The sequence below is a fragment of the Gillisella taibaishanensis genome (genome assembly GCF_001938985.1).
Taxonomy (GTDB): domain Bacteria; phylum Pseudomonadota; class Alphaproteobacteria; order Rhizobiales; family Rhizobiaceae; genus Allorhizobium; species Allorhizobium taibaishanense.
Genome location: NZ_MKIN01000022.1, coordinates 680,341 through 707,282, shown reverse-complemented (window position 1 = coordinate 707,282; position 26,942 = coordinate 680,341). Strand labels below are relative to the sequence as shown.

Genomic DNA, 26,942 nt, shown 5'->3' with positions numbered 1-26,942 from the left:
GAAGAGACGAGAGGTGATGTCTTGCCCAGGAGGAAATGCCGGATATGACGTGCTCGATACGGTTGCGATAGAAATGCGACGAAGGCAGCCTGCCTCTTCTCCCCGCCGGGGAGAAGGTGGCGGCAGCCGGATGAGGGGGGCGAAGCCATGACCGAAATTTGATCCTTCATTCCCATATCAAACTTCCTCCACCGCAAACCGCCGCAACTCTTGCCCTTCACCTGATGTCTCCAGGAAAAACCGGGTCAGCAGGTTCTTGGCCGTCAGCTGGCGATAGTCCGCGCTGGCGCGCCAGTCGGTCAGCGGCTGGTAATCGGCATCGAAGGCGGCGCGGGCGGCGTCGATGGTTTCACGGTTCCAGATCTTGCCGATCAGGGACGCCTCCACAGCGCTGGCGCGTTTGGGCGTGCCGGCCATGCCGCCGAAGGCGATGCGAAGCGTGGTGACGCGGTGGCTGGCGTCCTTTTCCAGATAGAAGGCGCCGCACAGCGCTGAAATATCCTCGTCGCGGCGCTTGGAGATCTTGTAGACGGCGTAATGGCTGTCCGCCCCTGGCCGCGGCACATGAACGCTTTCCACGAATTCGCCCGGCTGGCGGTCCTGTTTGCCATAGGTGAGGAAGTAATCCTCCAGTGCCAGGGTGCGGGTGCCGGACGCCGAGCGCAAGGTCAGTTCCGCGCCAAGCGCGATCAGGGCCGGCGGCGTGTCGCCGATCGGCGAGCCATTGGCGATATTGCCGCCGATCGTGCCCATGTTGCGCACCTGCTGGCCGCCGATCCGCTCGATCAGCCGGCCGAAGGCTGGGATTTCGGACCTGAGACAGTCGAAGGCCGCGCTGTAGCTGACGCCGGCACCGATGGAGATCCCGGTCGCGTCGACCGTGATGTCTTGCAGTTCCTGCAAATGATTGATGAAGACGACGGGGTTCAGCACCCGCATCTGTTTTGTCACCCAGAGGCCAACATCGGTTGCGCCGGCCACAACAGTCGCGCTTGGATGGGCGGCAAGCACATTGGCGAGTGCTGCCACGCTGTTGGGCACGATCAGGCTGCGGCCATCGCCATCAAGCACGATCGTGTCGCTCTCTGCCATGGCTGCGAGCGTCTTGACGATCTGCTCGCGTTCGCGCGCTAGGGGATCGAACAGGGCAGACGGACGGGTGTGGCCCATCTGCTCGGCCGCCTTCACGATCGGCTCATAGCCGGTGCAGCGACAGAGATTGCCTTGCAGCGCGCGCTCGATCTCCGCCCGGCTGGGGGCCTCGCTTTCCAGCCACAGGCCGTAGAGCGACATGACAAAGCCGGGGGTGCAGAAGCCGCATTGCGAGCCATGGCAATCGACCATGGCCTGTTGCACTGGATGCAGGCTGCCGTCCTTTGCTGCCAGATGCTCGACCGTCACCACATGGGTGGAATTGAGCGACCCGATGAACCGGATGCAGGCATTGACGGTCTCGTAGCGCAGCTGGCCCTTGACCAGCCGCCCGACGAGAACCGTACAGGCGCCGCAATCGCCTTCCGCACAGCCTTCCTTGCTCCCGGTCAGCTGTTTTTGCAGGCGCAGATAGTCCAGCAGCGTGCCGGTCGGATCGGCGCTATCAAGCGTCACGGGCTGGTCGTTGAGCAGGAAACGGATGCTGTCGGTCATGATGGCCTTTCGAGAGCGATTGCGGATGCCCGGATCAGAATCACCAGTTTATACGAACTGCCACGCAAAGTGGCAGTTCCTGTTTCTGTGTCTTTAATGTCTGTTATTGCGAAGGAGTGTTACTGCGCCGTCCAGCCGCCGTCGATGGAGAAGCTGCTGCCGGTAACCTGCTTGGCAGCGTCGCTGGCGAGGTACAGCGTCATGGCGGCAATATCCTCGACGGAAACGAATTCCTTGGTGGCCTGCAGATGCAGCATCACGTCCTTGACTTCGCTTTCGGGAATGCCGCGCGCCTTGGCCGTATCCGGGATCTGTTTTTCAACCAGCGGCGTCAGTACATAGCCAGGGCAAATCGCGTTGACGGTGATGCCCATCGTCGCGACTTCGAGGGCGACAGACTTGGTCATGCCGAGAACGCCGTGCTTGGCGGTGACATAGGCGGATTTGAACGGCGAGGCGACCAGGCCGTGGGCCGAGGCGATGTTGATGATCCGGCCGTACTTCTTCTCCTTCATCGAAGGCATGGCGGCGCGCATGGTATGGAAGGCGCTCGACATGTTGATGGCGATGATCTGGTCCCATTTGTCGATGGGGAATTCCTCCACCGGTGCCACATGCTGGATACCGGCATTGTTGACGAGCACGTCGATGCCCCCGAATTCGGCAATCGCCGTTTCGATCATCTCGGCGATTTCCTTGGGCTTGGTCATGTCGGCGGGATGGTAGAGTGCCCGACCGCCATGGGCTTCCAGCTCCTTGCGGATCGCCTCGATTTCGCCGAGCGGGCCAAAGCCGTTGATCAATACATTGGCGCCTTCTGCGGCGAAGGCGCGGGCGATGCCAAGCCCGATGCCGCTGGTGGAACCGGTGATGACGACAGTCCTGGTCATGACGTAACTCCCTATGCGATGAATTCTTTTGAAATGGGCTTGGCTTGTACAGGCTTGGCTACAGTGGACGCGACGCAGATGGTTGCGCTGCAGCACGGTTAAACCTATGCCCAAACCGCTATGCTATGCAATTGTCCTGTGCGATCACGTCGGCATCAGGTGCAGTTGCTGGCAGACCGAAGACCGGGCCGACGCCTTCTTCGTTTGCGGTTCATTTTGCATTTTGACTTGAGTTAAAACTTTCGTATCTTGTCGCAAGCGAAAGAAAGCGAAAACTGAAATTCTAGAAAAACTCTGGGAGGAGTATCATGAGCGGATTTGTGCTGGCGATCGACCAGGGCACCACCTCGAGCCGCGCCATCGTCTTTGATGCCGCCATGCGGATCGTTGGCACGGGCCAGAAGGAATTCCCGCAGATCTTCCCCCAGTCCGGCTGGGTCGAGCATGATCCCGAGGCGATCTGGGACAGCGTCATGCACTCGATCCACGATGCGCTGGCCCGCGCCCGCATCACGGCTGCCGATCTTGCCGCCATCGGCATCACCAACCAGCGCGAGACCGTCGTCGTCTGGGACCGTGACACCGGCAAGGCGATCCACAATGCCATCGTCTGGCAGGACCGGCGCACCTCTGCCTTTTGCGAATGGCTGAAGCGCGACGGGCTGGAACCGCTGTTTACAGAAAAGACGGGCCTGCTGCTCGACCCGTATTTTTCCGGCACCAAGCTCGCTTGGCTGCTTGACGAGGTCGAGGGCGCGCGGGCGAAGGCTGAAGCCGGCAAGCTCTGCTTCGGCACGGTCGATTCCTACCTGATCTGGCGGCTGACCGGGGCCAAGAGCTTCGTCACCGATGCCACCAATGCCTCGCGCACGTTGATCTTCAACATCGCCGAGCATTGCTGGGACGGGGAATTGCTGTCGATCCTGAAAATCCCTGCGGCCATGCTGCCTGAGGTGAAGGATTGCGCTGCCGATTTCGGCGTCACCGATCAGGCCGTTTTCGGTGCCGCTGTGCCGATCCTGGGCGTGGCGGGCGACCAGCAAGCGGCGACCATCGGCCAGGCCTGCTTTGCGCCCGGCATGGTCAAGTCCACCTATGGCACCGGCTGTTTCGCGCTGCTCAACACCGGCGCCGACCGCGTTGCCTCCAAGAGCCGGTTGCTCACCACCATCGCCTACCGGATGGATGGCAAGACCACCTTCGCGCTGGAAGGATCGATCTTCATTGCCGGTGCCGCCGTGCAATGGCTGCGCGACGGGCTGAAGGTGATCGGCGATGCCGCCGAGACCGGACGGCTGGCGGCCATGGCCGATCCCGGCCAACCCGTCTATCTCGTGCCCGCCTTTACCGGCATGGGCGCGCCCTGGTGGGACCCGGAGGCGCGCGGCGCGCTGTTTGGCCTGACCCGCAATACTGGCCCTGCGGAATTTGCCCGCGCCGCCCTTGAAGCCGTCTGCTACCAGACCCGCGACCTGCTGGATGCCATGCACAAGGACTGGCAGAACGGCGAAGACGAGATGGTGCTGCGCGTCGACGGCGGCATGGCAGCCTCCGACTGGACCATGCAGCGTCTCGCCGACCTGCTCGACGCCCCGGTGGACCGTCCGGCGATTATCGAAACCACCGCACTCGGCGCCGCCTTCCTTGCCGCCAGCCGCGTCGGTCTCTGGCCCGGCATGAACGAGTTCGCCCAGGCCTGGGCCTGCGACCACCGCTTCAAGCCAGCCATGGATGCGGACATCCGCGCCGACAAACTGAAAGGCTGGCAGGACGCCGTGCGCCGGACGCTAACCTCGTTTTGAGACGGTGAATCAAGGTTGTGAGAAACTGATTCAAGTCGATTCCAAAATGAATCAGGAATATATCATAAGCAGTTGATTTTTATGGGTATGAGGAACTGCTGCGGGCTTCGACTCCCCTCATCCGGCTGCCGCCACCTTCTCCCCACAAGGGGGAGAAGGAGATATGCCGCCTCCTTCTTCTCCATCAAATATGTCTGGGAGGCTGAAGCGTTGCGAATGTCCCTCGCCCCCTTGTGGGGAGAGGGGTGCCGAGCGCAGCGGAGGCGGGGTGAGGGGCGGACTTGCCCTGACGTTCAAGACACTTGATAGCCACATCCGGTGAACGCTGCGTTCTCACCCCAGGGTTTGCCAAGCGGTGCATTTGCACTTATCTGCCGGTGCACCAACAGAGGATACACCCCATGGAACTTGGCCTTTACACTTTCGCCGATGTCGACCCCAAAGCAGCCAACAAGGGGCAGGAGGCCAAGCGCCGGGTGGATGAGTTGCTGGCGGAAATCCGGCTGGCCGATGAAGTGGGGCTGGATGTTTTTGGCCTCGGCGAGCATCACCGGCCGGATTACATGGCCTCGTCGCCCGCGACGATCCTGGCCGCCGCCGCCGTGCAGACCAAGAACATCCGCCTGACGAGCGCCGTTTCGGTGCTGAGTTCGGATGATCCGGTGCGGGTGTTCCAGCAATTTGCCACCGTCGATCTCCTGTCCAACGGGCGGGTGGAGATGATGGCCGGGCGCGGCTCCTTCATCGAGAGCTTTCCCTTGTTCGGCTATGAGCTTGATGATTATGATCTTTTGTTTGCTGAAAAGCTGCAGCTGCTGATGGAGATCCGCGACAACGAGATTGTCACCTGGGAGGGCGAAACCCGCAAGCCGATCCAGGGTCGCGGCGTCTATCCGCGACCGTTGCAGGACCCGCTGCCGCTGTGGATCGCGGTTGGCGGCACGCCGCAATCGGTGGCGCGGGCCGGTTATCTCGGCCTGCCGCTGGCCATCGCCATCATCGGCGGCGAGCCGCGCCGGTTCAAACCGCTGGTCGATCTTTACCGGCAGAGCGGGGAAAAGGCCGGGGTCGATTCTTCGATCCTGAAGACCTCGATCAACGTCCATGGCTTCATCCATGACACCACCCAATCGGCCGCCGATATCTTTTACGCACCGCAGGCGGAAGTGATGGACCGGATCGGCCGCGAGCGCGGCTGGGGGCCGACCAATCGCGGCCAGTATGATGCGATGCGCGGCCCGCATGGAGCGCTGTTCGTCGGCGGCCCGGAAGAGGTGGCGGACAAGATCATCGCCCACCACGCCCTGTTCAAGAACGATCGTTTCCTGCTGCAAATGGCGATAGGCCCTATGCCGCACAAGGATATCATGCGCGGTATCGAGCTTTACGGCACGAAAGTCGCGCCGCTGGTGCGCGAGGCGGTCAAGCAGAGCGCGTAAAACCGTCTCGCGGTTTTGCGATCTCGACAGGCGTCAAAACACAGACCTCAATCATGTGAGCGATTTTAAAGATCGCGCATGTTTTAGGAGTGGGTTGACGCTGATGGCGGCGGGCGCGTAAGCAGCGAGAAAAGCGCCAAATTCGAAAGTCTGCCTATGATCATCTCCAGCGACGAAGAACTCCAGCACCTGAAGGAGATCGGCTATCTCTGTGCGCTGGCGGTCAAGACCATGGGCGCCGCCCTGGAGCCGGGTATTACCACACGCGAACTGGACCTGATCGGTCGCAAGGTGCTGGAAGACAATGGCGCGCAATCGGCGCCCGAATTCTGCTACCAGTTTCCCGGCGCCACCTGCATCAGCGTCAATGAGGAAGTGGCGCATGGCATTCCCGGCGATCGGGTTATTGCCCGCGGCGATCTCGTCAATATCGACGTATCCGGCGTCAAGAACGACTTTTTCGGTGATACCGGCGCCTCCTTCATCGTGCCGCCTGGCAAGCCGAAGATCGACAAGCTGCTGCGCGATGGCAAAAGGGCGCTGTTTCTCGGCGTCACCCAGGTCAAGACAGGCGCGCCCTTCGCCAATATCGGCCAGGCCATCGGCGCCTTTGCCGCCAAGAACCGCTATACGCTGATTGCCAATCTCGCCAGCCACGGCATCGGCCGGTCGCTGCATGAAGAACCGCGCGAGCTTTCCACCTGGGCCGACCCGGACGAGACCCGGATCATGGAAGAGGGGCAGGTTTTCACCATCGAGCCCTTCCTGTCACTCGGCGGTCAATGGGCCGAGGATGGCGACGACCCCTGGACGCTTTACAGCGACCCCAAGGCGCCAACCGTGCAATTTGAGCATACGGTCGTGGCGACTAAGAACGGGCCGTTGATTCTGACGCTGGCGGACTAAGTTTCCGCCAGCATCCTCATTCGTCTGAGTTTATGAGTATCTCGACAATTTGCTCAGCCGGTAAAGCCGACGGCGATACCCTTCTTCTTGAAATAGGCCTGCATCATCTTGCGGCCCTGGCGGTTCGGCTGGGCGAGCTTGGCGGTTTCGAACACCGCTTCCTTGACGCCTTCTCGCCCCATGGCGGCCTTGAGTGCTGCGATATGCAGGTCGATGTCCTCGTTGTCGTTGTTGATCGAGGCGTAGATATTGTCGATGGCTTGGCTGATGCTGAGATCGCTCATGATGCACTCCTTGAATGGTTTGTGCCTCCCCTACAGCATCGAGCCGAGAATTTAAATCGGCCCGATGCCCTTGTTTCCGGTATCCTTCTGGATTTTTCGGTGGATGATTTGGAGGCGACAGCACGGCAGCCATTCCCGCAGATGAAGGACATCATCAGCTTTTTTGGTTTGTCCGGGGCATTCGGCGGTGTCATAAGCTCAGCATGACCGTCCTACCTACCCGCCATCGTCGTTTTCCGTCCGTCGCCTTTGCTGGGGCGCTGGCCATGGCTGCGGCCATGGGGTTCGGCCGCTTTTCCTTCACCCCGATTCTGCCGGGCATGATGGCAGACCTACATTTGCGTCCCGATGATGCCGGGCTGATCGCTGCGGCCAATTTTCTCGGCTATCTCGCCGGAGCCGTGCTGGCGGGGCAGGGCTGGGCCGCCGGACGCGAGCGGTGGCTGGCCCTATTGTCGCTTTTGACAACCAGCCTGCTTCTGGCGGCCATGGCGCTGACGAGTGATGTCGGCCTGTTCATGCTCATCCGCTTCCTGTCCGGTGTGGCGAGCGCATTCGCGATGATCTTCACCAGCGCTATTGTGCTTGCCCATGTCGGCTTACAAGCGGACCCGAGAACAGGCGAACAGGCGCAATCCATCCACTTCGGAGGTGTCGGCGCGGGTATCGCAGCCTCCTCGCTGCTGGTGTTTGGATTGTCGCACCTGGACGGCGTCTTGGCACTTGCCGGCTGGCGGCTCGATTGGCTGGCCGGGGCGGCGCTGACCGTCTTGATCTTTCTCGCCGTCCGCCGGCTGTTGCCTGCCCCTGGCAAAAGCGCGGTCCGCCATGAAAAGGAGCCGCCGCTCGCCTGGAGCCGGTCGTTTCTGCTGCTGTTTGCCTCCTATGGCCTGTTCGGTTTCGGCTATGTGATCACCGCCACGTTCATCGTCACCATGGCACGCATGGCCCACGCCGGTCCGGTGGCAGAATTTCTCTCCTGGTTTCTGGCGGGCATCATGGCGGCGGTCTCGCTGTTTGCCTGGCGCCCGGTGCTCGGCCGGCTCGGGCTCTTCGGAGCCTACAGTCTCGCACTGCTTCTGGCGGCGGTTGGTGTCTTTGCCTCGGTCGGCCTGCCGGGCATAGCCGCACCGCTGACCGGGGCCACGCTTCTCGGCGCGACCTTCATGGCGATTACAGCCTATGGCCTGCGCCTGGCGAGACACCTTGTGCCGGCAAGCCCCCGCAAGGCTCTGTCGATCATGACTGTCGCCTTCGGCATCGGCCAGACGATCGGTCCTCTTGCTGCCGGCTGGCTTGCGGCCACCAGCCGCAGCTTTGCCCTGCCAAGCCTCGTGGCCGGTGCCGTGCTGCTCGCCAGCCTCATTCTGGCCGCAAGCCTGTGGAGAAAGACGGTATGACGACCTTTGCAGCGATTACAAATCGTTAAGGTGGTATCTGCGCCATTGCTGCACTGCGGCTTCTGGCATAGTTTGCCCGATCACATCCTGGCCTCATCTTATGGGAATTGCCTGTGTTTCATTCCTTCTTCCCCAAGCCGAAACTGTTCTTCACCTCGGCTCTAGTCTGGACGCTCGTTGCCATCTTCGGCTGGTATTTGTTTGCTGAGGGGCTGGGCGCAAGCCTCGGTTTCGTGTCGCCTGAAGGCACGGCGGAACCTTATGACCTCACCTATTTTCTAATGCCGGAGAATTTGTGGTTCTACAGCTATCTTATGGTGTCGCTTGGCGTGTTCGGTCTGGCCTGGACGTTTATTGCCTGGGATCATGAATGGAAAGTCTGGTCGGTGTGGGGGTCGATGCTGATCATTCTGGTCACCTATTTTGGCGTTCAGATTTCTGTTGTGATCAATAATTGGCGCCGTCCGTTCGGGGACCTGCTTCAGAATGCGCTGGCCAAAAAGCCTGGGATTACGGTCGAGAACTTCTATGATCTGATGATCGTTTTTGCCTACATCGCCTTTCTCAGCATGTTCGTGTCTATCCTCACGGACTTCTTCACGAGCCATTATATTTTCCGCTGGCGCACGGCGATGAACAACTTCTACATGTCGAAATGGGAGAAGCTGCGCCACATCGAAGGGGCTTCGCAGCGCGTCCAGGAAGACACGATGCGGTTTGCGTCTACGCTTGAGACGCTTGGGATCAGCCTGATAAACTCGGTAATGACGTTGGCTGTGTTTTTGCCAATCTTATTTGGTCTGTCCTCCTACGTAACTTCTCTTCCCTTCTTTGGTGCTATACCGCATTCCTTGTTTTGGCTCGCTTTGTTCTGGTCAGTTTTTGGCACTGTTTTGCTGGCTGTCGTTGGGATCAAGCTTCCCGGGTTGAATTTTCGTAATCAACGTGTCGAGGCCGCCTACCGCAAGGAACTGGTCTACGGTGAGGACCACGCCGATCGTGCACAGCCACCAACTGTGAAGGCGCTTTTCAGCAATGTTCGGAAAAATTATTTCAGGATGTATTTCCACTATCTCTACTTCAACGTCGCACGCTACTTCTATGTGCAAGCGGATGCTCTATTCTTGGTATTCATGCTGGTTCCGACCATCGTTGCTGGGGCAATAACCTACGGCATCTACCAGCAGATTCGGACAGCGTTTGAAGCTGTCAGCAGCTCTTTCCAATACTTGGTTTCAGCCTGGACCACGATCATCGAACTGCTCTCGATCCATAAGCGTCTGAAAGCGTTTGAGGCGGCCATCGATGATCAGCCGCTGCCTGAGATCGACCAGCGCTATCTGGCGCGCGAAGAAAGCGACGGCGAGATCGCGGCCGACAAGCCTTATTGATCTTCAGCTATCGATCTAAAACGAAGACCCGGCCGGATTTTTCCGGCCGTTTTCGTTTTGCTGTTCCAGCATGGTCACGGCTTCAGAATAGCTGACGCAGGCAACGTCTTCGCGGTGGCAGACCTCTGACACCAACCGTTCCATCGCCCGCCAATAGGCGCCGCCGTTCATCAGCACGAAGTGGAAGCCGAATTGCATGGGGTGGCGGTCGCCACTGTACTGCGCCTCAAACGCGGTCTTGAAGGCCTGGTAGGTGCGGTCTTCAAATTCGGCGCTTTTCGATGGGTTGTCGAAGCCGGCGGAGTGGCGCACGAACAGGTTATAATCCATGCCGATGATTGGCCTGTCGCCCGGACCTTCCGGGATGAGCGGCAGGCCGAAGCGCGACAGCGCGCCATCCTTTTCCGGTGGTAGCGGGCCTTTGGTGACGAGGCTGGCATCGTAGACGAAGCCCGCCTTCTTTTCAGCTGCCACCATGCCCTTGCTGGTGGAGAGATAAGGTGCGCGAAAGCCCTTGATGCCGGTCTTCACGAAATCCTGCCAGCCATCAGGCTGCTTGTCGCCGACGCCGTTCTTCTGCCAGGCGCTCGCCAGTACCGCCTTGAACGTCGAGAACTCTGCGGTCCAATCAGCCTCGCTCCAGTCCTTGCCATCGAAATGGCCGCAGGCATGGCTCGATATGTCATGGCCTTCCTGATGCGCCTGCCAGATGTGGCCAAGCCTTGCTGCGGCATCGGCCTCGTCGGGGGCAAAGCCGACATTGGATTTACCCGGCTTCTCGCCCGGCGCCTGATAGGCTTTCGACGCCGGGCCACGGGCAATCAGCGTGGTGCAGGACAGGAAGTAGGTGAAATGCGCGTTCGCTTTCCGGGCGATCTCGCCGCTTCTCTCCCAAAGCCTGTTGTCTGCGGCACCGTCGAAGGAAATCAGCAGCAATTGCTTTGGCTTATGGGCCGTGGTGCTGGCGTTTTCGGCCAGGGCGGGGCCAGAAAGGCAGACGCCAGCGGCCAGAAGCCAGGCGGGGGTGAGGGAGAAAAAGCGAAACGAAGCCAAGCGAACAACCCTGTCGTGAGCGATGCCGCTGCATGGAAGGCAAATGCGGCGAAGCTTTGGTGGGGAATGGCGGCCGGTGCTGAAACGGGCGCCGGTCGCCTTCCTTCGCTCAGTCCCACATTTCCGCCCTGATATGCAGGCTGGTCAAGACTGGGGAGAGGAGCTATCTCTAAGCCATTGTCATCGCGGGGTTGCTCCATGCTTATTCTGATCATTGGTTTGATTATCTTTCCTGTCTTGCATCTCATGCCGACCTTCGCGCCGCGCCAGCACGATGCGCTGGTAGCGCGCTTTGGGGCGAACCGCTGGCGTGGAATTTTCTCTGTCATTTCCCTTATCGGCCTTGCCCTTGTCGTTTACGGCTACAGCATTTCGCCGTTTATCGACGTCTGGTACCCGCCAAAAGGCATGACGCACCTGACGCTGACGCTGATGCTGTTTGCGGTGATCTGTCTTGTGGCCAGCCTGATGCCGGCTGGCCATATCGCCACCAAGACCAAGCATCCCATGGTGCTGTCTGTGAAGATCTGGGCCCTTGCTCACCTGCTGTCCAACGGTGACCTGCGCTCGATCTTGCTATTTGGCACATTCCTCGCCTGGGGCGTGATCACACGAATTTCGCTGAAGCGCCGCGAGCGCGCCGGGCTTTTGACGCGGGCGCCTTTCGTCTCGGCAAAATACGATCTCTACGCCGTGGTGATCGGTCTCGTCGCCTACGTTGCCATCGTGCTGAAACTGCATGAATTGCTGATCGGCGTGTCGCCGCTGCCGATGTAATGGCACATTTCGGGTGGCGGAGTGGGGATTTGCGCTCCGCCCCCTTACAATGCCTGAAAAATCGGGTAGAAGGCGCACTCTATTCTTAAATACGCGACAAGCCCCAATACCCGGACGATGTGATGGCAGATCAGAACGACAGCTTTATCCGCGAAGTCAATGACGAGCTTCGCTCCGAACAGATGCAGCGCGTCTGGCGGCGTCTGGGGCCGTTGTTTATCGGCATTGCGGTGCTGATCGTGGTCGGCACTGCCGGCTATCGTCTCTACGATTACTATACCGACGACCGCTCCTCCAAGTCCGGTGACCGCTTCCTGGCCGCGACCAAGCTTGCCTCCGATGGCAAGAATGATGAGGCGCTGAAGGCGCTGACCGATCTCGAGAAGGACGGCTTTGGTGCCTATCCGGTGCTGGCGCGGCTGCGTGCTGCGAGCCTCATGGCCGAAAAGGGCGATGCCAAGGCTGCCATCGATGCCTTCACGGCCATCGGCAAGGACAATAGCGTTCCGCAGGTCATTCGTGACGTCTCGCATATCCGCGCCGCCTGGCTGCTGATCGACAACGGCACCTATGACCAGGTGTCTGCCGAAGTCGAAGCGCTGGCGACCCCCACCCAGGGTCTGCGCCACTCCGCCCGCGAGGCACTCGGTCTTGCCGCCTACAAGGCTGGCCAGATGGAGCGCGCCCGCGAGTGGTTCCAGCAGATCACCGAGGATCCTGAAGCGCCGCGCAATGTCGCCAACCGCGCCCAGATCATGCTGGACAATATCGCTGCCGCCGGCAAGGCGCCCTGAGTAAGACAGTGCTGGTGCCTATGTCCTCTTAATTGCTGGGACAGAGCGCAGAGCGGCAAAAATGACTGACCAAATCTTACGCATCGGCCTGAAAACGCTTCGCGATTTCCAGGCCGATGCGCTACTGTTTCAAGGCCTGCTCGAAGACGGGCCGCATAGAACCGGATACCAATCATGAGCTTTACCGTCGCCATCGTCGGCCGCCCCAATGTCGGCAAGTCCACCTTGTTCAACCGTCTGGTTGGCAAGAAGCTGGCGCTTGTCGATGACACCCCCGGCGTCACCCGCGACCGGCGGCCGGGCGAAGCCAAGCTGATCGACCTGCGTTTCCAGATCATCGACACCGCCGGGCTTGAAGAGGCGGGCGCCGATACGCTGGAAGGCCGCATGCGCGCCCAAACGGAGATCGCCATCGACGAGGCCGATCTGTCGCTGTTCGTGGTCGACGCGAAAATGGGCCTGACCCATGTCGACAAGACGCTGGCCGACATGCTGCGCAAGCGCGGCAAGCCCGTTGTGCTGGTGGCCAACAAGTCGGAAGCACGCGGCTCGGACGGTGGTTTCTACGATGCCTTCACACTTGGCCTTGGCGAGCCGGTGCCGATTTCGGCTGAACACGGCCAGGGCATGATCGACCTGCGCGACGCTATCGTCGAGGCGCTGGGCGAAGAGCGGGCCTTTCCCGAGGATGACGACGAAGCCGAGACCGATATCGTGCTTCGGCCGACCGAGGATGGGGATGAGGACGACGAGCCCGCCTATGACGACACCAAGCCGCTGCGCGTGGCGATCGTTGGGCGGCCCAATGCCGGCAAGTCGACGCTGATCAACCGTTTTCTCGGCGAAGACCGGCTGCTGACCGGCCCGGAGGCGGGCATTACCCGCGATTCCATCTCGGTGGAATGGGACTGGCGCGGCCGTACCATCAAGATGTTCGACACTGCGGGCATGCGCCGCAAGGCGAGGGTAATCGAGAAGCTGGAAAAGCTGTCGGTTGCCGACACGCTGCGCGCCATTCGCTTTGCCGAAACCGTGGTCATCGTGTTCGACGCCACCATTCCATTCGAAAAGCAGGATATCCAGATTGTCGATCTGGTGCTACGCGAGGGCCGTGCCGCCGTGCTCGCCTTCAATAAATGGGACCTGGTGGAAGACCCGCAGGCGGTACTGGCTGACCTGCGTGAGAAGACCGAGCGGCTGCTGCCGCAGGCGCGCGGCATTCGCGCCGTGCCGATGTCCGGCCAGACCGGCTACGCACTCGACAAGCTGATGCAATCGATCATCGACACCGACATGGTGTGGAACAAGCGCATCTCCACAGCCAAGCTCAATCGCTGGCTCGATAGCGTGCAGGTCCAGCATCCGCCACCGGCCGTCTCCGGTCGCCGGCTGAAGCTGAAATACATGACCCAGGTCAAGGCCCGTCCGCCAGCCTTCATGATTTCCTGCACCCGACCCGACGCCTTGCCGGAAAGCTATATCCGCTATCTCACCAATGGCCTGCGCGCCGATTTCACCATGCCCGGCGTGCCGATCCGCATTCATCTGAAGGCGTCGGAAAACCCGTTCGAGGGCAAGCGCAAGAAGCGGTGATTTTTGGGGCGGGGATGTTAGGCGTAGTGCTCGACAAACCCCTCACCCTGCCTCCGCTTCGCTCGGCACCCGTCTCCCACAAGGGGGCGAGGGACAGTCATAAGCGCTGCGGCTTCCTCAAGGTCTTTTCAGTGGGCGTACGTTTTATAAGACGCACTAAGCACGCTGTAGCAGTAGTGATGTGAAAACGGTGCGGCATCTCTCCTTCTCCCCCTTGTGGGGAGAAGGTGGCGGCAGCCGGATGAGGGGTGCTGCTCTCAAAAGCTTGGTTCTGGCCGTTACTTATCGCCCGCCAACGACGCAGCCTGCCGCTGCGCCCGGCGTTGCACGAGCCGCCGTATCAACATGCGCCGCCGGCCCTTGACCTTGGCTTCGACCACATTGTCCAGAAATTGCTTCGTGGCCGCCGACCAGGAAAAGGTCTCGGCCAGCGCCCGGGCGCTGTCGCGTGAGCAGGTCAGCGCTTCCAGGCACGCGGTGCGCAGGTCGTCGTTAAGCGCACCGGCCTTGGGGTCTGAGACGATATCGATCGGGCCGGTGACCGGGAAGGCGGCGACGGGGACACCGCAGGCGAGTGCTTCAAGGATCGTGTTGCCGAAGGTGTCGGTCTTTGAGGGAAACACGAAGACATCGGCCTCAGCATAGGCGGCGGCAAGCTCGGCGCCGAATTTGACGCCGGTAAACAGCACATTGGGATAGCGGGCGGCGAGATCGGCGCGGGCAGGGCCGTCGCCAACCACGACTTTCGAACCGGGCAGGTCGAGATCGAGAAAGGCCGGCAGGTTCTTTTCCACCGCCACCCGGCCGACTGTCATGAAGATCGGGCGGGGCAAGCCGAAGGGATCGGGCTGCTGCGGTTGCGGCTGGAACAGCTGCGTATCGATGCCTCGGCTCCAGAGCTTCAGATTGCCAAGCCGCCTGGTTTCCAGCTCGCGTTTCAGGCTTTCGGTGGCCACCATGCAGGCGCCGCCGGCGCGGTGAAACCAGCGCACATAGGCATAGAGCCAGGAGAGCGGGATCGGCGCGCGGGCTGCGACATATTCCGGAAAACGGGTGTGGTAACTGGTGGAAAAGGCAAGCCCTTCCTTCAGGCACCAGCGCCGCGCCAGAAGACCGAGTGGGCCTTCGGTGGCGATATGGATGAGGTCCGGACGGCTGTCCTTCATAGCCCGGGCGATGCGCCAGGGGCTTGCCAGTGACAGGCGGATTTCCGGATAGGTCGGCATCGGCATGCTGCGATAATCGGCCGGGGTTACCATAGTAACGGTCACGCCCATGCGGGCGAGCTCGGCATTGGTATTTTCGATGGAGCGGACCACGCCATTCACCTGCGGATGCCAGGCATCGGTCACGATCGTCAATCTCATCGCGCGTGCTCCTTGATCCGGGTGGGTCTGCGCCCAAAGACAGTACAGCCGTTCCGGTGATGCTTCCCCGGCGAGGCGCACAACCCTGCTATCGGGCCGGTCTCGCCGGGGAATCACGCAGAAGCCCCCGCCACTGTCACTCCGGCTTATGGGGCAGCATTGTAACAATGGAATGAAAGAGGGGGAATGAAGGCGGGGAATGCAGGTGGATTGATTGTCGAACCGGATCGTCACCACTGGCAATCGCAGCCTGGAACCCTATAGTCTTGGAGCGCCAGTTTCCATGAACACAGGATGGACCATATGCCTGCCAAGACCGAACGCGCCAGCAAGGCCAAAGTGACATCATCCAGCGAATGGTGGCGCGGCGCTGTCATCTATCAGGTCTATCCCAGGTCCTTCCAGGACACCAATGGCGACGGCATCGGCGACCTCAAGGGCATTACCGAACGGCTGCCCTATATCGCCTCGCTCGGGCTCGATGCCATCTGGCTGTCGCCCTTCTTCACCTCGCCGATGGCCGATATGGGCTATGACGTCTCCGATTACTGCGACGTTGATCCGATGTTCGGCACGCTTGCCGATTTCGATGCGATGATGAAGGCGGCCCATGGGCTTGGCCTGAAGGTGATCATCGACCAGGTGATTTCCCACACATCCGACCGGCATCCCTGGTTTGTCGAAAGCCGCGCCAGCCGCGACAATCCCAAGGCTGACTGGTATGTCTGGGCCAATGCCAAGCCTGACGGTACGGCGCCCAACAACTGGCTGTCGATCTTCGGCGGCCCGGGCTGGGAATGGGATGGCGTGCGCAAGCAATATTACATGCACAATTTCCTGGCCTCGCAGCCGGACCTGAATTTCCACAATCCGCAGGTGCAGCAGGCGGTGCTGGAGGCCTGCCGTTTCTGGCTGGAGCGCGGCGTCGACGGCTTCCGCCTCGATACGGTCAACTATTACTTCCACGACAAGGAATTGCGCGACAATCCCGCCCATATTCCCGACAGTGCCGATGCCGGCCTCGATGCGCCTGATGTCAATCCTTACGGCATGCAGGAGCATTTGCATGACAAGACCCAGCCGGAGAATATCGGCTTCCTGAAGAAGCTGAGGGCGCTGCTCGACGAATATGACGACCGCACCACGGTGGGCGAGGTCGGCGACGGCACCCGCTCGCTGAAGACGCTGGCCGCCTATACCAGCGGCAATGACAAATTGCATATGTGCTATACGTTCGATTTGCTGGGGCCCAGCTTCACGCCCTCGCATATCCGCGATTGCGTCACCGCCTTCCAGTCGATGGTCAAGGACGGTTGGGTCTGCTGGGCTTTCTCCAATCATGACGTGGTGCGGCATGTATCGCGCTTTGCCCATGGGCCGGAGGAAATGCCCGAGGTGGCCAAGCTCGCCATCACCATTCTTGCCAGCCTGCGCGGCTCGATCTGCCTCTATCAGGGCGAGGAACTCGGCTTGCCGGAAGCCGATCTCGCTTTCGAAGACCTGCGCGATCCCTATGGCATTCGCTTCTGGCCGTCGTTCAAGGGCCGTGATGGCTGCCGCACCCCTATGGTCTGGGAAAAGGCCAAGGCCCAGGCCGGATTTACCACGGATAAGCCCTGGCTGCCGGTGCCGCCTGAGCAACAGGCGCTGGCTGTCGATGTCCAGGAAAAGGCCAAGGCCTCGGTGCTCAACCACTATCGCCAGGTGCTCGCCTTCCGCAAAGCCCATCCGGCCATGCGTGACGGCACCATGTCCTTCGTCGAAATCAACGAGGACGTGCTTGCCTTCCTGCGCGAGGAAAACGGCGAAAAGCTGCTGTTCGTCTTCAACATGCGGCGAGGCCCGCAGGATGTGCGCCTGCCCGAGCATATGACGGTCAAAGAGGTGCTGGCGCTTCCTGATGTCCGCAGCCGATTCGAAAAGGGCGTGATTTCGCTGGAAGCGCTCGACGGCTTCTGCGCGCGTGTTTGATTTTCTGTCCCGCCTCGGTTGTTGGCGGGATGGGCTTTGTGGACAAGTATTCACATCGGCGTGAAAACGGGACCATAACCGGTCACGCCTGATGTGTTTGGTCCCATTTTTGCCATGTGACGCAGTGCATGTCGGCGCAGAAATGCGAAGGAGACATGGTCCCATGGTGGGGTTTGAACCGATGAGGCCCGGGGAGGCGACAGCTGACGATTTCGGCAGCATTCCTTTCCGCCAGACGGTTCACTGCTTTTCGCTACGCAATCACTGGCGGCTGGTGACGGTGCTGGCGGTGTTGAGCGTGGCGCCCGCCTGTCTGCTGGCGAAGGTCATGGACGTGCCGGCGGCCAGCCCGCCGCCGCGTGTCGCCGTTGCGATGCTGTCGAAGCGCATTCGCCAGATGACCCGCAAGCAGCCGCGCCTGCGGGTGCCGGTCGCGGTGCAGAAGACCGCAAAGCTGGAAATGATCGAGGACCGCATGGACGGCACGGTCACCAGCAATACCTATTTCTCGACCTCGATCGACCTGTCGAAGGTTCCCGGCGACGAGGTCGCGGAGGCCGGATCCGACATGCCGCAGATGGCGGCGGGCTATGACAATGTACCGGCGATGCATGCGAACCCGTTCGCGCTGATCCTCGACAAGGACGGCCGCGATGTTCCAGCCTATCATCCGGGGCCAAGGCCGCAGAGCCAGCCGGAGCGCGGCGTGCCGATCAATGTCAGCGTCGCCACCGAAAGCCCGGCGCCTGCGGTGAAGCGCCTGGTGGCCATGCCGAAGAAGCTGCAGAATTTCAGCGATATCGAAGGCGCATTGACCATTTCAGACCCGGATTGGCTGGCGCTTGGCCATCAACTTGGTCGGGATTGCCTGCAATCCGGCGAGCGTCTGGAGATCATTTATTCCGATGGTGATAGCGGGGCTGGAAGCTCTCACATCCTGCTGGCACGCTATGTCGATCGACGCGGCCAGGAGCGGTTGATCGCCCGCCAGAACGACGGCAAATGGGACGAAATCCGCAACCGCGCCATTTATGATCGCATGGTGGCCGAAGCCCTTGCCCGCCACGATGACGAAGCGGTCGTGGAAGACGAGGGCGGACCAGGACAGCGTTCGGCTTTGGCAAAGGCGAAGGCCGATTATCCTGAAGTCATGGCCCGGATGAAGCAGCAGAAAGTGCCTGCCATCGTCGCCTTGCAGGTGGTGGATCTGCTGAAGCTCAACGACTTGCAGGTCTCCGACGATGGCGCCTTGTCGAAGCTGCATGTGGTGTTTCGCAAGACCGAAAGCGGGACCGTCGAACTGGTCTTTCTCGGCGTCGACGAGGACGGCCACGAAAAGCGCTTCTATCGCTACCACGGCCCCCTCAGCCATGCCGCCGAATTCCTCGATGAAAACGGCCGCTCCGTCTCCAAGCCGTTAATGGGCAATCCGGTGCCGGGTGGCCGCAGCAATGACGGTTTCGGCTGGCGCATGCACCCCATCCTGCACCGGCCGGAATTTCACAACGGCGTTGATTATGATGCGCCGCTGGGCTCGCCGATCCTTGCGGCGGGCGATGGCACCGTCATCAAGATCTCCTCCGAGTCCGGCTATGGCAAGTATATCAGGGTGAAGCACGATTTCAGCTACACCACCACCTATGCTCATATTTCAGGGACGGCCAAGGGACTGAAAGTCGGCGACCGCGTCACCCAGGGCCAGGTCATCGCCTATATCGGCTCCACGGGCTTGTCGACCGGACCGCATCTCTATTACGAACTGCGGATGGGCGACAAATACGCTGATCCCACCAAGACCAAGGTCTCGGCCGGCACCGTGCTGCACGGCGATGCGCTCTCTGCCTTCCACCAGGACATAGACCGGGTCGACGATATCGCCAAATCAGTAGTGGCGTCGGCCAAATCCGTCGCTGATGTCGTGGGCGACGGAATTCAAAAAGTCGTAAAGGCCCGATGACGCCGCAAATCATCTCGAAAGCATTTGCCTTCGGCCCGGTATTTTAGGCCCCTTCATCCGGGATGTTCAAAAGACGTCCGCAGGCTTTGCAATGCACGGCGTCTTTATCATGGCGGTTCAGACCGCAGTCTGGACAGGAATAGGTGACCTTCAGAGGCCGCACCACGGCCTGTGCCAGACGCACGAACAGCGAGATACCGGTAATCATTGCGACGACCGACGTAAGCTTGCCCAGTGGGCCCGGCAGCGTGATGTCACCGAAACCGGTCGTGGTCACGGTTGCGACCGTGAAATAGAGGGCATCGACGAAGCCTTCGATACCGGGCATATGGTTGAAAAAGAACGTGTAGACGAAGCCCGTCAACATGAACAGGAAGACAAGCAGATTGATGGCGGATGTCACGATATCGGCTTTATCAAACAGGCTTAGCCGCTTCAGCATCAGCGTAAAGATTGGTCGCTGCACCACGGCCCAAATTCGCATCACCCGCAAGAATGCGAAATTGAACAGCCAATACGGCAGCAGCAATGTGCAAAGCACGAAAAGATCGATCCAGGTCATTGGCCGCATGAGCCAGCGTCGTGTGCTGGAAGACGCGAAATGCTGTGCAATCAGTTCAAGCGCAATCCACCCGGCAAAGCAGTAATCCAGCACGATGTAGCTGGGGCCATCTTTCAGATATGGACCTGCCAGGAAAAACAGGATGATGACCAGATCAATCACCATCAAGGTGAATTGAAAGCGAATTGCTGACGTGCTCTGGCCAAAATAGAGGCGGTTGAGCGTCAGGCGGATCTGTCTGCTACTCTGTTGCAATGGTTGCTCGCATCTCGTCGTCGCGTCCGGCAACGACAGCCGCCGTGGACATGGTTTTGTATCGCTCGTTCCCGCAAATGCCGGCACTGGTCAAGCCCGACACCACCATGAACAGAGTCTCAAATTTGCTCAACCGATCAGCATGAACTTGTCGACATCAACCATGCCCTTGTCGGAAATTTTCAAATGCGGAATGACCGGCAGCGGCAGGAAGGCGACCTGCAGGAAGGGCTCCTGCAGCGTGGTGCCGAGCGCATAGGCGGCCTTGCGCAGTTCATGCAGGGTGTCGCGGACGCTTTCGAAGGGCTCGAGGCTCATCAGGCCGGCAACGGGCAGCGGGATCTCGCCGGTCACCTTGCCATCTTCCACGACGACAAAGCCGCCCTTGATGTCGGAGAGGCGGTTGGCGGCGATGGCCATGTCATCCTCGGACACGCCGACCACGCAGATATTGTGGCTGTCATGGCCGACGGTGGAGGCAATCGCGCCCTTCTTCAGCCCGAAGCCCTGGACGAAGCCATTGGCGTGATTGCCGTTCTTGCCATGGCGCTCGATGACGGCGACCTTGATGATGTCGCGGTCGAGATCGACGGTGGTCTGATTGCCGGAAGAGGGCATTCGGTAGCGGCGATATTCGGTGATGATCTTGCCCGGCAGCACGCCCATTACGGGCACTTCGCCTTCGCTGACCGGCACCGAGAAATCTGCCGCCTTGACGATCCGCGCCTTGACGCTGTCGAGGCCGACAGGGTCGACCGGCTTGCGGGTGGCAAACAGCGAGTCATCTACCTTGCGGCCGGCGGCAAACACAGTCTGCGCTTTGCAGCTTTCCAGGCTATCGATGACGACGAGATCGGCGCGGTAGCCTGGCGCGACAAGGCCGCGATCGCGCAGCCCGAAAGCCCGGGCTGCCGAGATCGAGGCGGCGCGGTAGACGGCGAGCGGCTCCACGCCATGGGCAATGGCGGTGCGGATCATGTAGTCCAGATGGCCTTCTTCGGCGATATCGAGCGGATTACGGTCGTCGGTGCAGAGCGCCAGATAAGGCGACAGGCGCTCGGTGATAACAGGTATCAGCGCGTGGAGGTCTTTTGAAACCGAGCCCTCGCGCACCAGGATATGCATGCCCTTGCGGATCTTTTCCAGCGCTTCTTGCGCCGTGGTGCATTCATGCTCGGTGCGGATGCCGGCTGCGAGATAGCCGTTGAGATCGCGGCCGCGCAGCAGCGGCGCGTGACCGTCTATATGGCCGCCCTGGAAGGCCTCGAGCTTGGCCATGCAGATCGGGTCCTTATGGATGACCCCTGGAAAGTTCATGAACTCGGCAAGGCCGATCACCTTGGGATGGTCGCGGAACGGCAGCAGCCGCTCGATCGGCAGATCGGCACCCGATGTTTCCAAATGGGTGGCCGGCACGCAGGAGGAGAGCTGCACCCTGATATCCATGATGGTTTCGAGGGCCGAATCCAAGAAATACTGGATGCCTTCGGTGCCCAGCACATTGGCAATTTCATGCGGGTCGCAGATCACGGTCGTCACGCCATAGGGAAGGACGCAGCGGTCGAATTCATGCGGGGTGACCAGCGAGCTTTCGATATGCAGATGTGTGTCGATGAAGCCGGGCACGACGATCTTGCCAGAAATATCGATTTCTTCGCGGCCTTCGTAATCGCCGCAGGTGCCGACAACCGTATCCCCGCAAATGGCGATATCGCCTTCCACCAGATCGCCGGTGACCAGATCGAAGAACCTGCCACCCTTCAGCACGATATCGGCAGGCTCGCGGCCGGTGCCCTGGTCGATGCGGCGTTCCAACTGGCTCATGGTGGCTCCTTTTATCTTATTTCTGTGAGAGTTTCATAAGCCGCTCGAAACACCGCGGCTGCGGGCCGCGTGTGTTGAGCAGGGTCAGAATCTCCTGCGCGCAATCTTCGGCTGTCTTATCGGTCGTGTCGATCTCCAAATCATAGGCGTGATGCTCATGCACAGCCGTTTGCCAGCGCTGCACGGGAGCGGGTATCGGTTCCTGCTCGGACCCTTGGAGATAGGCAGCTCTGCCATTGACCGGCGAGGCGGACCGGCGCGCCATGATGGCGGGAAGCGAACAGCGCACGCCGACAAACAGAACCGGCAGGCAGGCGAGACGCCGCACCGCATCCTCAACAATATGCAGCGGCGTTGAATAGTCGTCATGATAGCCGAGATCGGCAACGACATGGATACCGAGCCGGCTATGGGCGGCGATCGCTTCATGCAGGGCGGCATAGAGACGCGTGACCGTCCCTTCCTTCTCGGGATGCTCGCCGCCCGGGCGCAGGCCGATGCCGGGCTTCAGCCGCTCGCCGATCATCGCCATCTGCGCATCGACGCCGAGATTGACCCAGAGGCCGGGAAAGCGCTCCAGCATGACCCTGGCAATGCTTGTTTTGCCGGACCGGGGCGCACCGTTCAAGATGACGATCTGCCCAAGGTCGGCATCATGCCAGGGCGCGACCGGCATTACGCCGCAACCGTCACCGTGAACCCATGCCGCATGCTTTCCCCGGCGGGCAGGGTCAGCGTGTAAGGCCGGTCCTTGAGTTCCGGTCCCTTGCCGTGGCTTGCGGCCATGCCGTGCCAGGGCTCGATGCAGATGAAGGGCGCGCCCGGCTTTTGCCAGAGCGCCAGATTGGGCAGGTTCTCAAAGCCGAACTGCAGGCTTGGCGCGCCTTCGGCGCCGTAAGTCAGAGCGGTGCCCGTGCCTTCAGGGAAGATCATCGCGTCCTGTTCGAACTGGCTCTTGTCGAGCACCAGCCGGCCGCCATGGAAGGGCGAGCGGCGCGGTTCTTCAGACAGCAAGCCGCCTTCCAGCCGCAGCAGCGGCGGCTCGCCGCCATTGGCAAGCGTTACCGCATGCGGCTTGCCTTCAGCGCCCGGCAGCGGCCAGAGAAAGGCCGGGTGGAAGCCGAGACCGTAAGGCATTGGCTCTGCCCCGCGATTGGTGACGGTGGCGGACACGGTGAGGCTCGCGCCCTCAAGCCGATGCTCCAGCAAAAGCGAAAAATCGAAGGGATAGGCGGCTTTGGTGTCGTCATTGGCGGTGAGTTCGTGGCGACAGACATTCGGACCAGATTCGACAAGCGCGAATTCGCGGCGCCGGGCAATGCCGTGCTGGGCCATGGCATAGGGCTTGCCGTCGATGACCACGGTATCGTCAGGCGCCTTGCCGACGATGGGAAACAGGATCGGCGAGCGCCCGGTCCAATAGGCGGCGTCGCCATTCCAGAGCAGGTCTTTGCCATCAGAAGTTTTCAGCACCTGCATTTCCGCGCCAAGCGAGGAGACCGCTACGGCGAGGTGGTCGTTGCCGATTTCAGTGAGCGTGGGCATGGGTGGTTCTCCTTTTGGCAAATATGTGGTTTTAGAGCGGTTCACTGTTTCACGGAAGCAATGAACCGCCCTAACTCCTTGTTTTCACGCATTTCCGGACGGGAAACCGCGACGCACTTTTCCTGGAAATGCTCTAAACCCCTCATCCGCCCTTTTATTTACTGAATGAGGGCGCCACCTTCTCCCCACAAGGGGGGAAGGGATATGCCGCGTCGTCTCATCCTCTCAAGCCTTTTGTAAGGCCGCAGTGTTGGCGACTGTCCCTCGCCCCCTTGTGGGGAGAGGGGTGCCGAGCGCAGCGGAGGCAGGGTGAGGGGCGCCGCTTGCTCCATCGTCTAACGCCTTCTCATGACCCGGAAAAGGCAAAGGACGCGGCATGTTTCAGCCGCGTCCCTGTGTAGGCATCACTTACTCGGCAGCAACCGTCTTGCCGTCCTGCCACTTGTAGACGGAGAAGCTCTGCGAGGTCAGGTCGCCGCTTTCGCCGTAGGTCAGCTTGCCGATGGCGGTCGAGATCGGCTCGCCGGACTTGATGGCTGCCGCAACGGCAGTGGCGTCTTCGGCGCTGCCGACCTTTTCGATACCGGCGGCAATGACCTGCACGGCGGCATAGGCATTGAGCGTGAAGGCTTCTGCCGGAATGCCCTTGGCGGTCAGCGAATCCGCTGCGGCCTTGGAATCGGGGTTCTTCAGCGCATCGCTGGCATTGGTGAAGATCGTGCCATTGGCCGCGGCACCGCCAACGGTGGTGTATTCGCTGTTGGACAGGCCATCGCCGGCAACCAGCGCGGCGTTGAGGCCGGCATCATGCATCTGGCGCACCAGCAGGCCGGCTTCCGGGTGATAACCGCCGAAATAGATGACATCGACATTGGCCGACTTGAGGCGGGTGACGAGCGAGCCGAAATCCTTTTCGCCAGCGGTCAGCGAATCGTTGAAGACTTCCTTTTCACCTGCGGCGTTCAGAGCCGCTTTGAAGGCGTCGGCGAGACCCTTGCCGTATTGGCCCTTGTCATTGAGGATCGCGATCTTCTTGCCCTTGAAATGGGCGAGCACGTATTTCGCCGCCACTTCGGCCTGCTGGTCGTCGCGGCCGCAGGTGCGCAGCACGGTCGGCAGGCCACGCTTGGTAAGGCCTGGGGCGGTCGCGGTCGGGGTGACCATCAGCGTGCCGTTTTCAGCAAAGACGTCGGAAGCCGGAACGGCAACGCCCGAGGTGACCGGACCGACGACGAAATGAACGCCTTCACCGATCAGCTGGTTGGCCGCGGATACACCCTGCTTCGGCTCGCCGGCATCGTCGGCGCTCTTCAACGCGAGCTTCTCGCCCTTGATGCCGCCCTTGGCATTGATGTCTGCAATCGCGGTTTCCGTGCCATTCTTGATCTGGGCGCCAATGGCAGCCAAAGGCCCGGTCAGCGGTGCCATCAGGCCAATGGTGATATCGGCGCGGGCAGCGGGAGCGGCGGCCAGAAGGGCGGCAAAGGCAGCGCCCGCCAAAAGATGAAGTCTCATTGTTGTCTCCTTGGGTCGGCGTTCCGATCTATGCCGGTTTTTACGCCTTTCAGGTTGTTCTGTTTTGCTCCCCGCATTGACTGTGGATGTAACGGAAAAACCCGACGACCGGAAGGCCGCCAATAGGCAACCATAGACTAATAAGTCTCTTTGAACGGGGCCGGAAAGTGAAAATTCATCTCTCCCCCGCCGTTGGACGAGGCGCAATCAAGCCAGGCTCAAATGTTTCATTTGAAGATCGTGCGCCCATGCTCGGTTTCAAAGCCAAACACCGCTCCTGTGGCGGCATCGACAAAATAAAGCGTCGGCTGAACGAGAAAATACATCCAATCCTTGTCTTCAGGGGAGTCTTCGGGAACGCCACTGAGCACCCAGGTGTCGCGGTCTTCGATCATTCCTCGCTCTGCAGTCGTCAGGCTTTCCCGCAAAGGCGAGTGTTTCCTCTGTGCAAGGAACTCGCGCAGCGCCTTTCTTGCCTCTTCCTCAGAGAGCATCTTCGATCAAGCCGTCATGTGGTGGACACTCGCGTAGGAGTTCAACCGAATACTGTGCGTCCACGTTCGGTCTCATAACCGTAAACTGTTCCATCATTTGCGTCGACGAGAAAGGCTAAAGGCACTCTCGACGGCTGCATCCATTCTTCTTCCCCGTGGGGAATGGCGTCGTAAGCTGAGACCATGAAGGTTGGGCGGCCCTGGTTTTCAGAAAATGTCACCTTTATGGAGTTCACGTCCAAAGGTGTGTGCTTTCGTTGGGCTACGAAATGTTGGGAGGCCTCGATTGCTTGCTGCTCAGTGATCATTCTTCGCCCCATAATAGGCGTTGTAAGCAGCGCCTCCCAGGGTGACAGGACCAAGCAACACGCCCTTTGCCTCTTGACCCATTTTAGCGACGGTGATGCCGTAATTACCGTTTAGCGGGAACTGGATTGCCGAAAGTTCACCCGTTTTTGGTCCGCCGGTGCGTGCCAGTCCGTAAGCCTCTGCCGCGGCTTCCTCGATATAACGCAGGATGTATGAGCGTTTGTAAGCGCCCATCTTCATGTAGAGACCGGGGCGGCCAAGCAGGGAAAAGGCTTGGGTGAGCCGCTGATGGACACGTTCGTGATAAACGGTCTGGCGAACGGAACGGACGACTTCCGGAAAAGGCTTCGCTCCGGGAAAGAAGTCGCGACCAATTGTTGCAACATTGTCCGGGCGGGTGCCGCCCTGACCGGCAAATTTCTGGCGCGAGAAGACCAATTTCGCCTCATAGATTCGCATCGGCCCTGCCTTGGGCATTGCTCGGGCAAACTGGCCATAGCTGGGCATCGTGCCATGGACGCTCTTGAACGTTCCTTTCGGTTTGCCTTTGAGCAGCAGGCCGAGCACGACATCGACGCCGAGAATGGTAATGGCATCAGCCAGATCCTTTGCCGCCTTGTCGAGATCCGCTGTGGTCTTTGCGGCATTCGTGCCCACCGCGAAGGAAACGAGCTTTTCGCCCCCTTGGATCGCGGCGCCACCAACCATGATCCAACCAGCGGCCAGAAGGATCACGTCGGCAATTTCACCAACGCCAAAGAAATGCGACCCCGCCCATACCACTACGACGCCAGCCATGAGGGCAAGCGATGCCGGGCTGATCAGTGACAGAAGGCGATTGCCGATGTCGGCGGGGAGGAGGGCGGCTGCCTTGCGCAGGACGGTTTCAAGCTTTGCCTGAACCGATAAGCCCGAGACGGATGCAGCAGATGCGGTGATATCCATGCACAATTCCCCCATTTTCGAAAGCTTCGGCAGGGAGATGTCTCTATCCGCCGCAGAGCGCTATAAGATGTCGATCATGGCGCAATTAGATCATTTTCGGGAAAGGTTCGCAACGGGATTTCAACCGAAAGTTCTTGAAAACGAAGGGTTGAACTGTAAATTTAGGTCTCGGAATATCTTCTGAAAGCGACATATCGCAAACGGATAAACTGCTTCAACACA

23 protein-coding genes are annotated in these 26,942 nt (G+C 60.3%); 10 read left to right on the top strand and 13 right to left on the bottom strand.

Features of this window, described 5'->3' with window-relative positions; genetic code table 11:
- Positions 1 to 177: 177 nt before the first annotated feature.
- Together xdhA and BJF91_RS14440 are read right to left on the bottom strand one after the other, a co-directional pair.
- The gene (xdhA, locus tag BJF91_RS14445) at positions 178 to 1,647 is read right to left on the bottom strand and encodes a xanthine dehydrogenase small subunit (RefSeq protein WP_075615164.1); all 1,470 of its coding nucleotides are present in this window, start codon (positions 1,645 to 1,647) and stop codon (positions 178 to 180) included.
- Positions 1,648 to 1,766: 119 nt separating this feature from the next.
- Positions 1,767 to 2,537: a 3-hydroxybutyrate dehydrogenase gene (locus tag BJF91_RS14440; protein ID WP_075615163.1), complete on the bottom strand. Its 771-nt coding sequence runs from the start codon at positions 2,535 to 2,537 to the stop codon at positions 1,767 to 1,769.
- 308 nt (positions 2,538 to 2,845) lie between these two features.
- On the opposite strand from BJF91_RS14440, the gene glpK reads away from it, so the two are divergent.
- The 3 genes from glpK to map all read left to right on the top strand — a co-directional run bounded on the left by glpK (position 2,846) and on the right by map (position 6,684).
- On the top strand, positions 2,846 to 4,339 hold the full coding sequence (gene glpK / locus BJF91_RS14435; protein ID WP_075615162.1) for a glycerol kinase GlpK: 1,494 nt from the start codon (positions 2,846 to 2,848) through the stop codon (positions 4,337 to 4,339).
- A gap of 401 nt (positions 4,340 to 4,740) precedes the next feature.
- Positions 4,741 to 5,778, top strand: coding sequence for an LLM class flavin-dependent oxidoreductase (locus BJF91_RS14430; protein WP_075615161.1), 1,038 nt, complete (start codon positions 4,741 to 4,743; stop codon positions 5,776 to 5,778).
- Between the two features lie 156 nt (positions 5,779 to 5,934).
- A complete protein-coding gene (gene map / locus BJF91_RS14425; protein ID WP_075615160.1) occupies positions 5,935 to 6,684 on the top strand; it encodes a type I methionyl aminopeptidase in 750 nt (249 codons plus the stop codon).
- A gap of 53 nt (positions 6,685 to 6,737) precedes the next feature.
- Here map and BJF91_RS14420 read toward each other — a convergent pair whose 3' ends face one another.
- Positions 6,738 to 6,968 carry a hypothetical protein gene (locus BJF91_RS14420; protein ID WP_075615159.1) on the bottom strand — a complete coding sequence of 77 codons (231 nt, stop codon included), beginning with the start codon at positions 6,966 to 6,968 and terminating at the stop codon, positions 6,738 to 6,740.
- A gap of 203 nt (positions 6,969 to 7,171) precedes the next feature.
- Here BJF91_RS14420 and BJF91_RS14415 point away from each other — a divergent pair, with 203 nt between their 5' ends.
- Both BJF91_RS14415 and sbmA read left to right on the top strand, forming a co-directional pair.
- Complete coding sequence (locus BJF91_RS14415) at positions 7,172 to 8,368, top strand: YbfB/YjiJ family MFS transporter (protein ID WP_075615158.1); 1,197 nt, start codon at positions 7,172 to 7,174, stop codon at positions 8,366 to 8,368.
- 113 nt (positions 8,369 to 8,481) lie between these two features.
- Positions 8,482 to 9,759, top strand: coding sequence for a peptide antibiotic transporter SbmA (sbmA, locus tag BJF91_RS14410; protein ID WP_075615157.1), 1,278 nt, complete (start codon positions 8,482 to 8,484; stop codon positions 9,757 to 9,759).
- A 15-nt stretch (positions 9,760 to 9,774) separates the two neighbouring features.
- Here sbmA and BJF91_RS14405 read toward each other — a convergent pair whose 3' ends face one another.
- Positions 9,775 to 10,812 (bottom strand): polysaccharide deacetylase family protein, encoded by a 1,038-nt coding sequence (locus BJF91_RS14405; protein WP_139310704.1) that lies wholly within the window; start codon positions 10,810 to 10,812, stop codon positions 9,775 to 9,777.
- 198 nt (positions 10,813 to 11,010) lie between these two features.
- Between BJF91_RS14405 and BJF91_RS14400 the strand changes: the two genes are divergently transcribed.
- From BJF91_RS14400 to der, 3 genes are all read left to right on the top strand, one after another.
- Positions 11,011 to 11,589, top strand: a complete 579-nt coding sequence (locus BJF91_RS14400) for an NnrU family protein (protein WP_075615156.1) — start codon at positions 11,011 to 11,013, stop codon at positions 11,587 to 11,589.
- A gap of 122 nt (positions 11,590 to 11,711) precedes the next feature.
- Positions 11,712 to 12,383: a tetratricopeptide repeat protein gene (locus tag BJF91_RS14395; RefSeq protein WP_075615155.1), complete on the top strand. Its 672-nt coding sequence runs from the start codon at positions 11,712 to 11,714 to the stop codon at positions 12,381 to 12,383.
- Between the two features lie 174 nt (positions 12,384 to 12,557).
- Entirely contained in the window at positions 12,558 to 13,976 is a 1,419-nt protein-coding gene (gene der / locus BJF91_RS14390) for a ribosome biogenesis GTPase Der (RefSeq protein ID WP_075615154.1), read from the top strand.
- A 278-nt stretch (positions 13,977 to 14,254) separates the two neighbouring features.
- On the opposite strand, the gene BJF91_RS14385 is transcribed toward der, so the two are convergent.
- Positions 14,255 to 15,343 (bottom strand): glycosyltransferase family 4 protein, encoded by a 1,089-nt coding sequence (locus tag BJF91_RS14385; RefSeq protein WP_075615153.1) that lies wholly within the window; start codon positions 15,341 to 15,343, stop codon positions 14,255 to 14,257.
- A 303-nt stretch (positions 15,344 to 15,646) separates the two neighbouring features.
- Between BJF91_RS14385 and bglA the strand changes: the two genes are divergently transcribed.
- Together bglA and BJF91_RS14375 are read left to right on the top strand one after the other, a co-directional pair.
- Positions 15,647 to 17,314, top strand: a complete 1,668-nt coding sequence (gene bglA / locus BJF91_RS14380) for a beta-galactosidase BglA (protein ID WP_075615661.1) — start codon at positions 15,647 to 15,649, stop codon at positions 17,312 to 17,314.
- A 163-nt stretch (positions 17,315 to 17,477) separates the two neighbouring features.
- Positions 17,478 to 19,271, top strand: a complete 1,794-nt coding sequence (locus BJF91_RS14375; protein ID WP_075615152.1) for a M23 family metallopeptidase — start codon at positions 17,478 to 17,480, stop codon at positions 19,269 to 19,271.
- A 43-nt stretch (positions 19,272 to 19,314) separates the two neighbouring features.
- Here the strand turns inward: BJF91_RS14375 and BJF91_RS14370 are convergent, their stop codons facing one another.
- From BJF91_RS14370 to BJF91_RS14340, 8 genes are all read right to left on the bottom strand, one after another.
- Positions 19,315 to 20,088 (bottom strand): potassium channel family protein, encoded by a 774-nt coding sequence (locus tag BJF91_RS14370; RefSeq protein WP_075615151.1) that lies wholly within the window; start codon positions 20,086 to 20,088, stop codon positions 19,315 to 19,317.
- A 129-nt stretch (positions 20,089 to 20,217) separates the two neighbouring features.
- Entirely contained in the window at positions 20,218 to 21,912 is a 1,695-nt protein-coding gene (gene ade, locus BJF91_RS14365; protein ID WP_139310703.1) for an adenine deaminase, read from the bottom strand.
- 16 nt (positions 21,913 to 21,928) lie between these two features.
- Positions 21,929 to 22,588: a chloramphenicol phosphotransferase CPT family protein gene (locus BJF91_RS14360; protein ID WP_075615149.1), complete on the bottom strand. Its 660-nt coding sequence runs from the start codon at positions 22,586 to 22,588 to the stop codon at positions 21,929 to 21,931.
- Entirely contained in the window at positions 22,588 to 23,457 is an 870-nt protein-coding gene (locus tag BJF91_RS14355; RefSeq protein ID WP_075615148.1) for an aldose 1-epimerase family protein, read from the bottom strand. Before BJF91_RS14355 ends, BJF91_RS14360 begins: the two co-directional genes overlap by 1 nt.
- 408 nt (positions 23,458 to 23,865) lie before the next feature.
- Entirely contained in the window at positions 23,866 to 24,972 is a 1,107-nt protein-coding gene (locus BJF91_RS14350) for a branched-chain amino acid ABC transporter substrate-binding protein (RefSeq protein WP_075615147.1), read from the bottom strand.
- 227 nt (positions 24,973 to 25,199) lie between these two features.
- The gene (locus BJF91_RS25035) at positions 25,200 to 25,367 is read right to left on the bottom strand and encodes a hypothetical protein (protein WP_162843870.1); all 168 of its coding nucleotides are present in this window, start codon (positions 25,365 to 25,367) and stop codon (positions 25,200 to 25,202) included.
- A gap of 140 nt (positions 25,368 to 25,507) precedes the next feature.
- A complete protein-coding gene (locus tag BJF91_RS14345; protein ID WP_075615146.1) occupies positions 25,508 to 25,774 on the bottom strand; it encodes a hypothetical protein in 267 nt (88 codons plus the stop codon).
- Positions 25,764 to 26,720, bottom strand: coding sequence for a hypothetical protein (locus tag BJF91_RS14340; protein WP_075615145.1), 957 nt, complete (start codon positions 26,718 to 26,720; stop codon positions 25,764 to 25,766). The genes BJF91_RS14345 and BJF91_RS14340 overlap by 11 nt, the downstream gene beginning before the upstream one ends.
- Positions 26,721 to 26,942: the final 222 nt, after the last annotated feature.

Coding starts and splice junctions, on each gene's coding strand:
- map (WP_075615160.1), top strand. CDS start 5,935: ATGATCATCTCCAGCGACGAAGAACTCCAGCACCTGAAGGAGATCGGC.
- ade (WP_139310703.1), bottom strand. CDS start 21,912: ATGAGCCAGTTGGAACGCCGCATCGACCAGGGCACCGGCCGCGAGCCT.
- BJF91_RS14385 (WP_075615153.1), bottom strand. CDS start 15,343: ATGAGATTGACGATCGTGACCGATGCCTGGCATCCGCAGGTGAATGGC.
- BJF91_RS14400 (WP_075615156.1), top strand. CDS start 11,011: ATGCTTATTCTGATCATTGGTTTGATTATCTTTCCTGTCTTGCATCTC.
- der (WP_075615154.1), top strand. CDS start 12,558: ATGAGCTTTACCGTCGCCATCGTCGGCCGCCCCAATGTCGGCAAGTCC.
- BJF91_RS14430 (WP_075615161.1), top strand. CDS start 4,741: ATGGAACTTGGCCTTTACACTTTCGCCGATGTCGACCCCAAAGCAGCC.
- BJF91_RS14350 (WP_075615147.1), bottom strand. CDS start 24,972: ATGAGACTTCATCTTTTGGCGGGCGCTGCCTTTGCCGCCCTTCTGGCC.
- xdhA (WP_075615164.1), bottom strand. CDS start 1,647: ATGACCGACAGCATCCGTTTCCTGCTCAACGACCAGCCCGTGACGCTT.
- BJF91_RS14345 (WP_075615146.1), bottom strand. CDS start 25,774: ATGATCACTGAGCAGCAAGCAATCGAGGCCTCCCAACATTTCGTAGCC.
- BJF91_RS14375 (WP_075615152.1), top strand. CDS start 17,478: ATGGTGGGGTTTGAACCGATGAGGCCCGGGGAGGCGACAGCTGACGAT.
- BJF91_RS14420 (WP_075615159.1), bottom strand. CDS start 6,968: ATGAGCGATCTCAGCATCAGCCAAGCCATCGACAATATCTACGCCTCG.
- BJF91_RS14355 (WP_075615148.1), bottom strand. CDS start 23,457: ATGCCCACGCTCACTGAAATCGGCAACGACCACCTCGCCGTAGCGGTC.
- bglA (WP_075615661.1), top strand. CDS start 15,647: ATGCCTGCCAAGACCGAACGCGCCAGCAAGGCCAAAGTGACATCATCC.
- BJF91_RS14415 (WP_075615158.1), top strand. CDS start 7,172: ATGACCGTCCTACCTACCCGCCATCGTCGTTTTCCGTCCGTCGCCTTT.
- glpK (WP_075615162.1), top strand. CDS start 2,846: ATGAGCGGATTTGTGCTGGCGATCGACCAGGGCACCACCTCGAGCCGC.
- BJF91_RS14360 (WP_075615149.1), bottom strand. CDS start 22,588: ATGCCGGTCGCGCCCTGGCATGATGCCGACCTTGGGCAGATCGTCATC.
- BJF91_RS14340 (WP_075615145.1), bottom strand. CDS start 26,720: ATGGATATCACCGCATCTGCTGCATCCGTCTCGGGCTTATCGGTTCAG.
- BJF91_RS14440 (WP_075615163.1), bottom strand. CDS start 2,537: ATGACCAGGACTGTCGTCATCACCGGTTCCACCAGCGGCATCGGGCTT.
- BJF91_RS25035 (WP_162843870.1), bottom strand. CDS start 25,367: ATGATCGAAGACCGCGACACCTGGGTGCTCAGTGGCGTTCCCGAAGAC.
- BJF91_RS14395 (WP_075615155.1), top strand. CDS start 11,712: ATGGCAGATCAGAACGACAGCTTTATCCGCGAAGTCAATGACGAGCTT.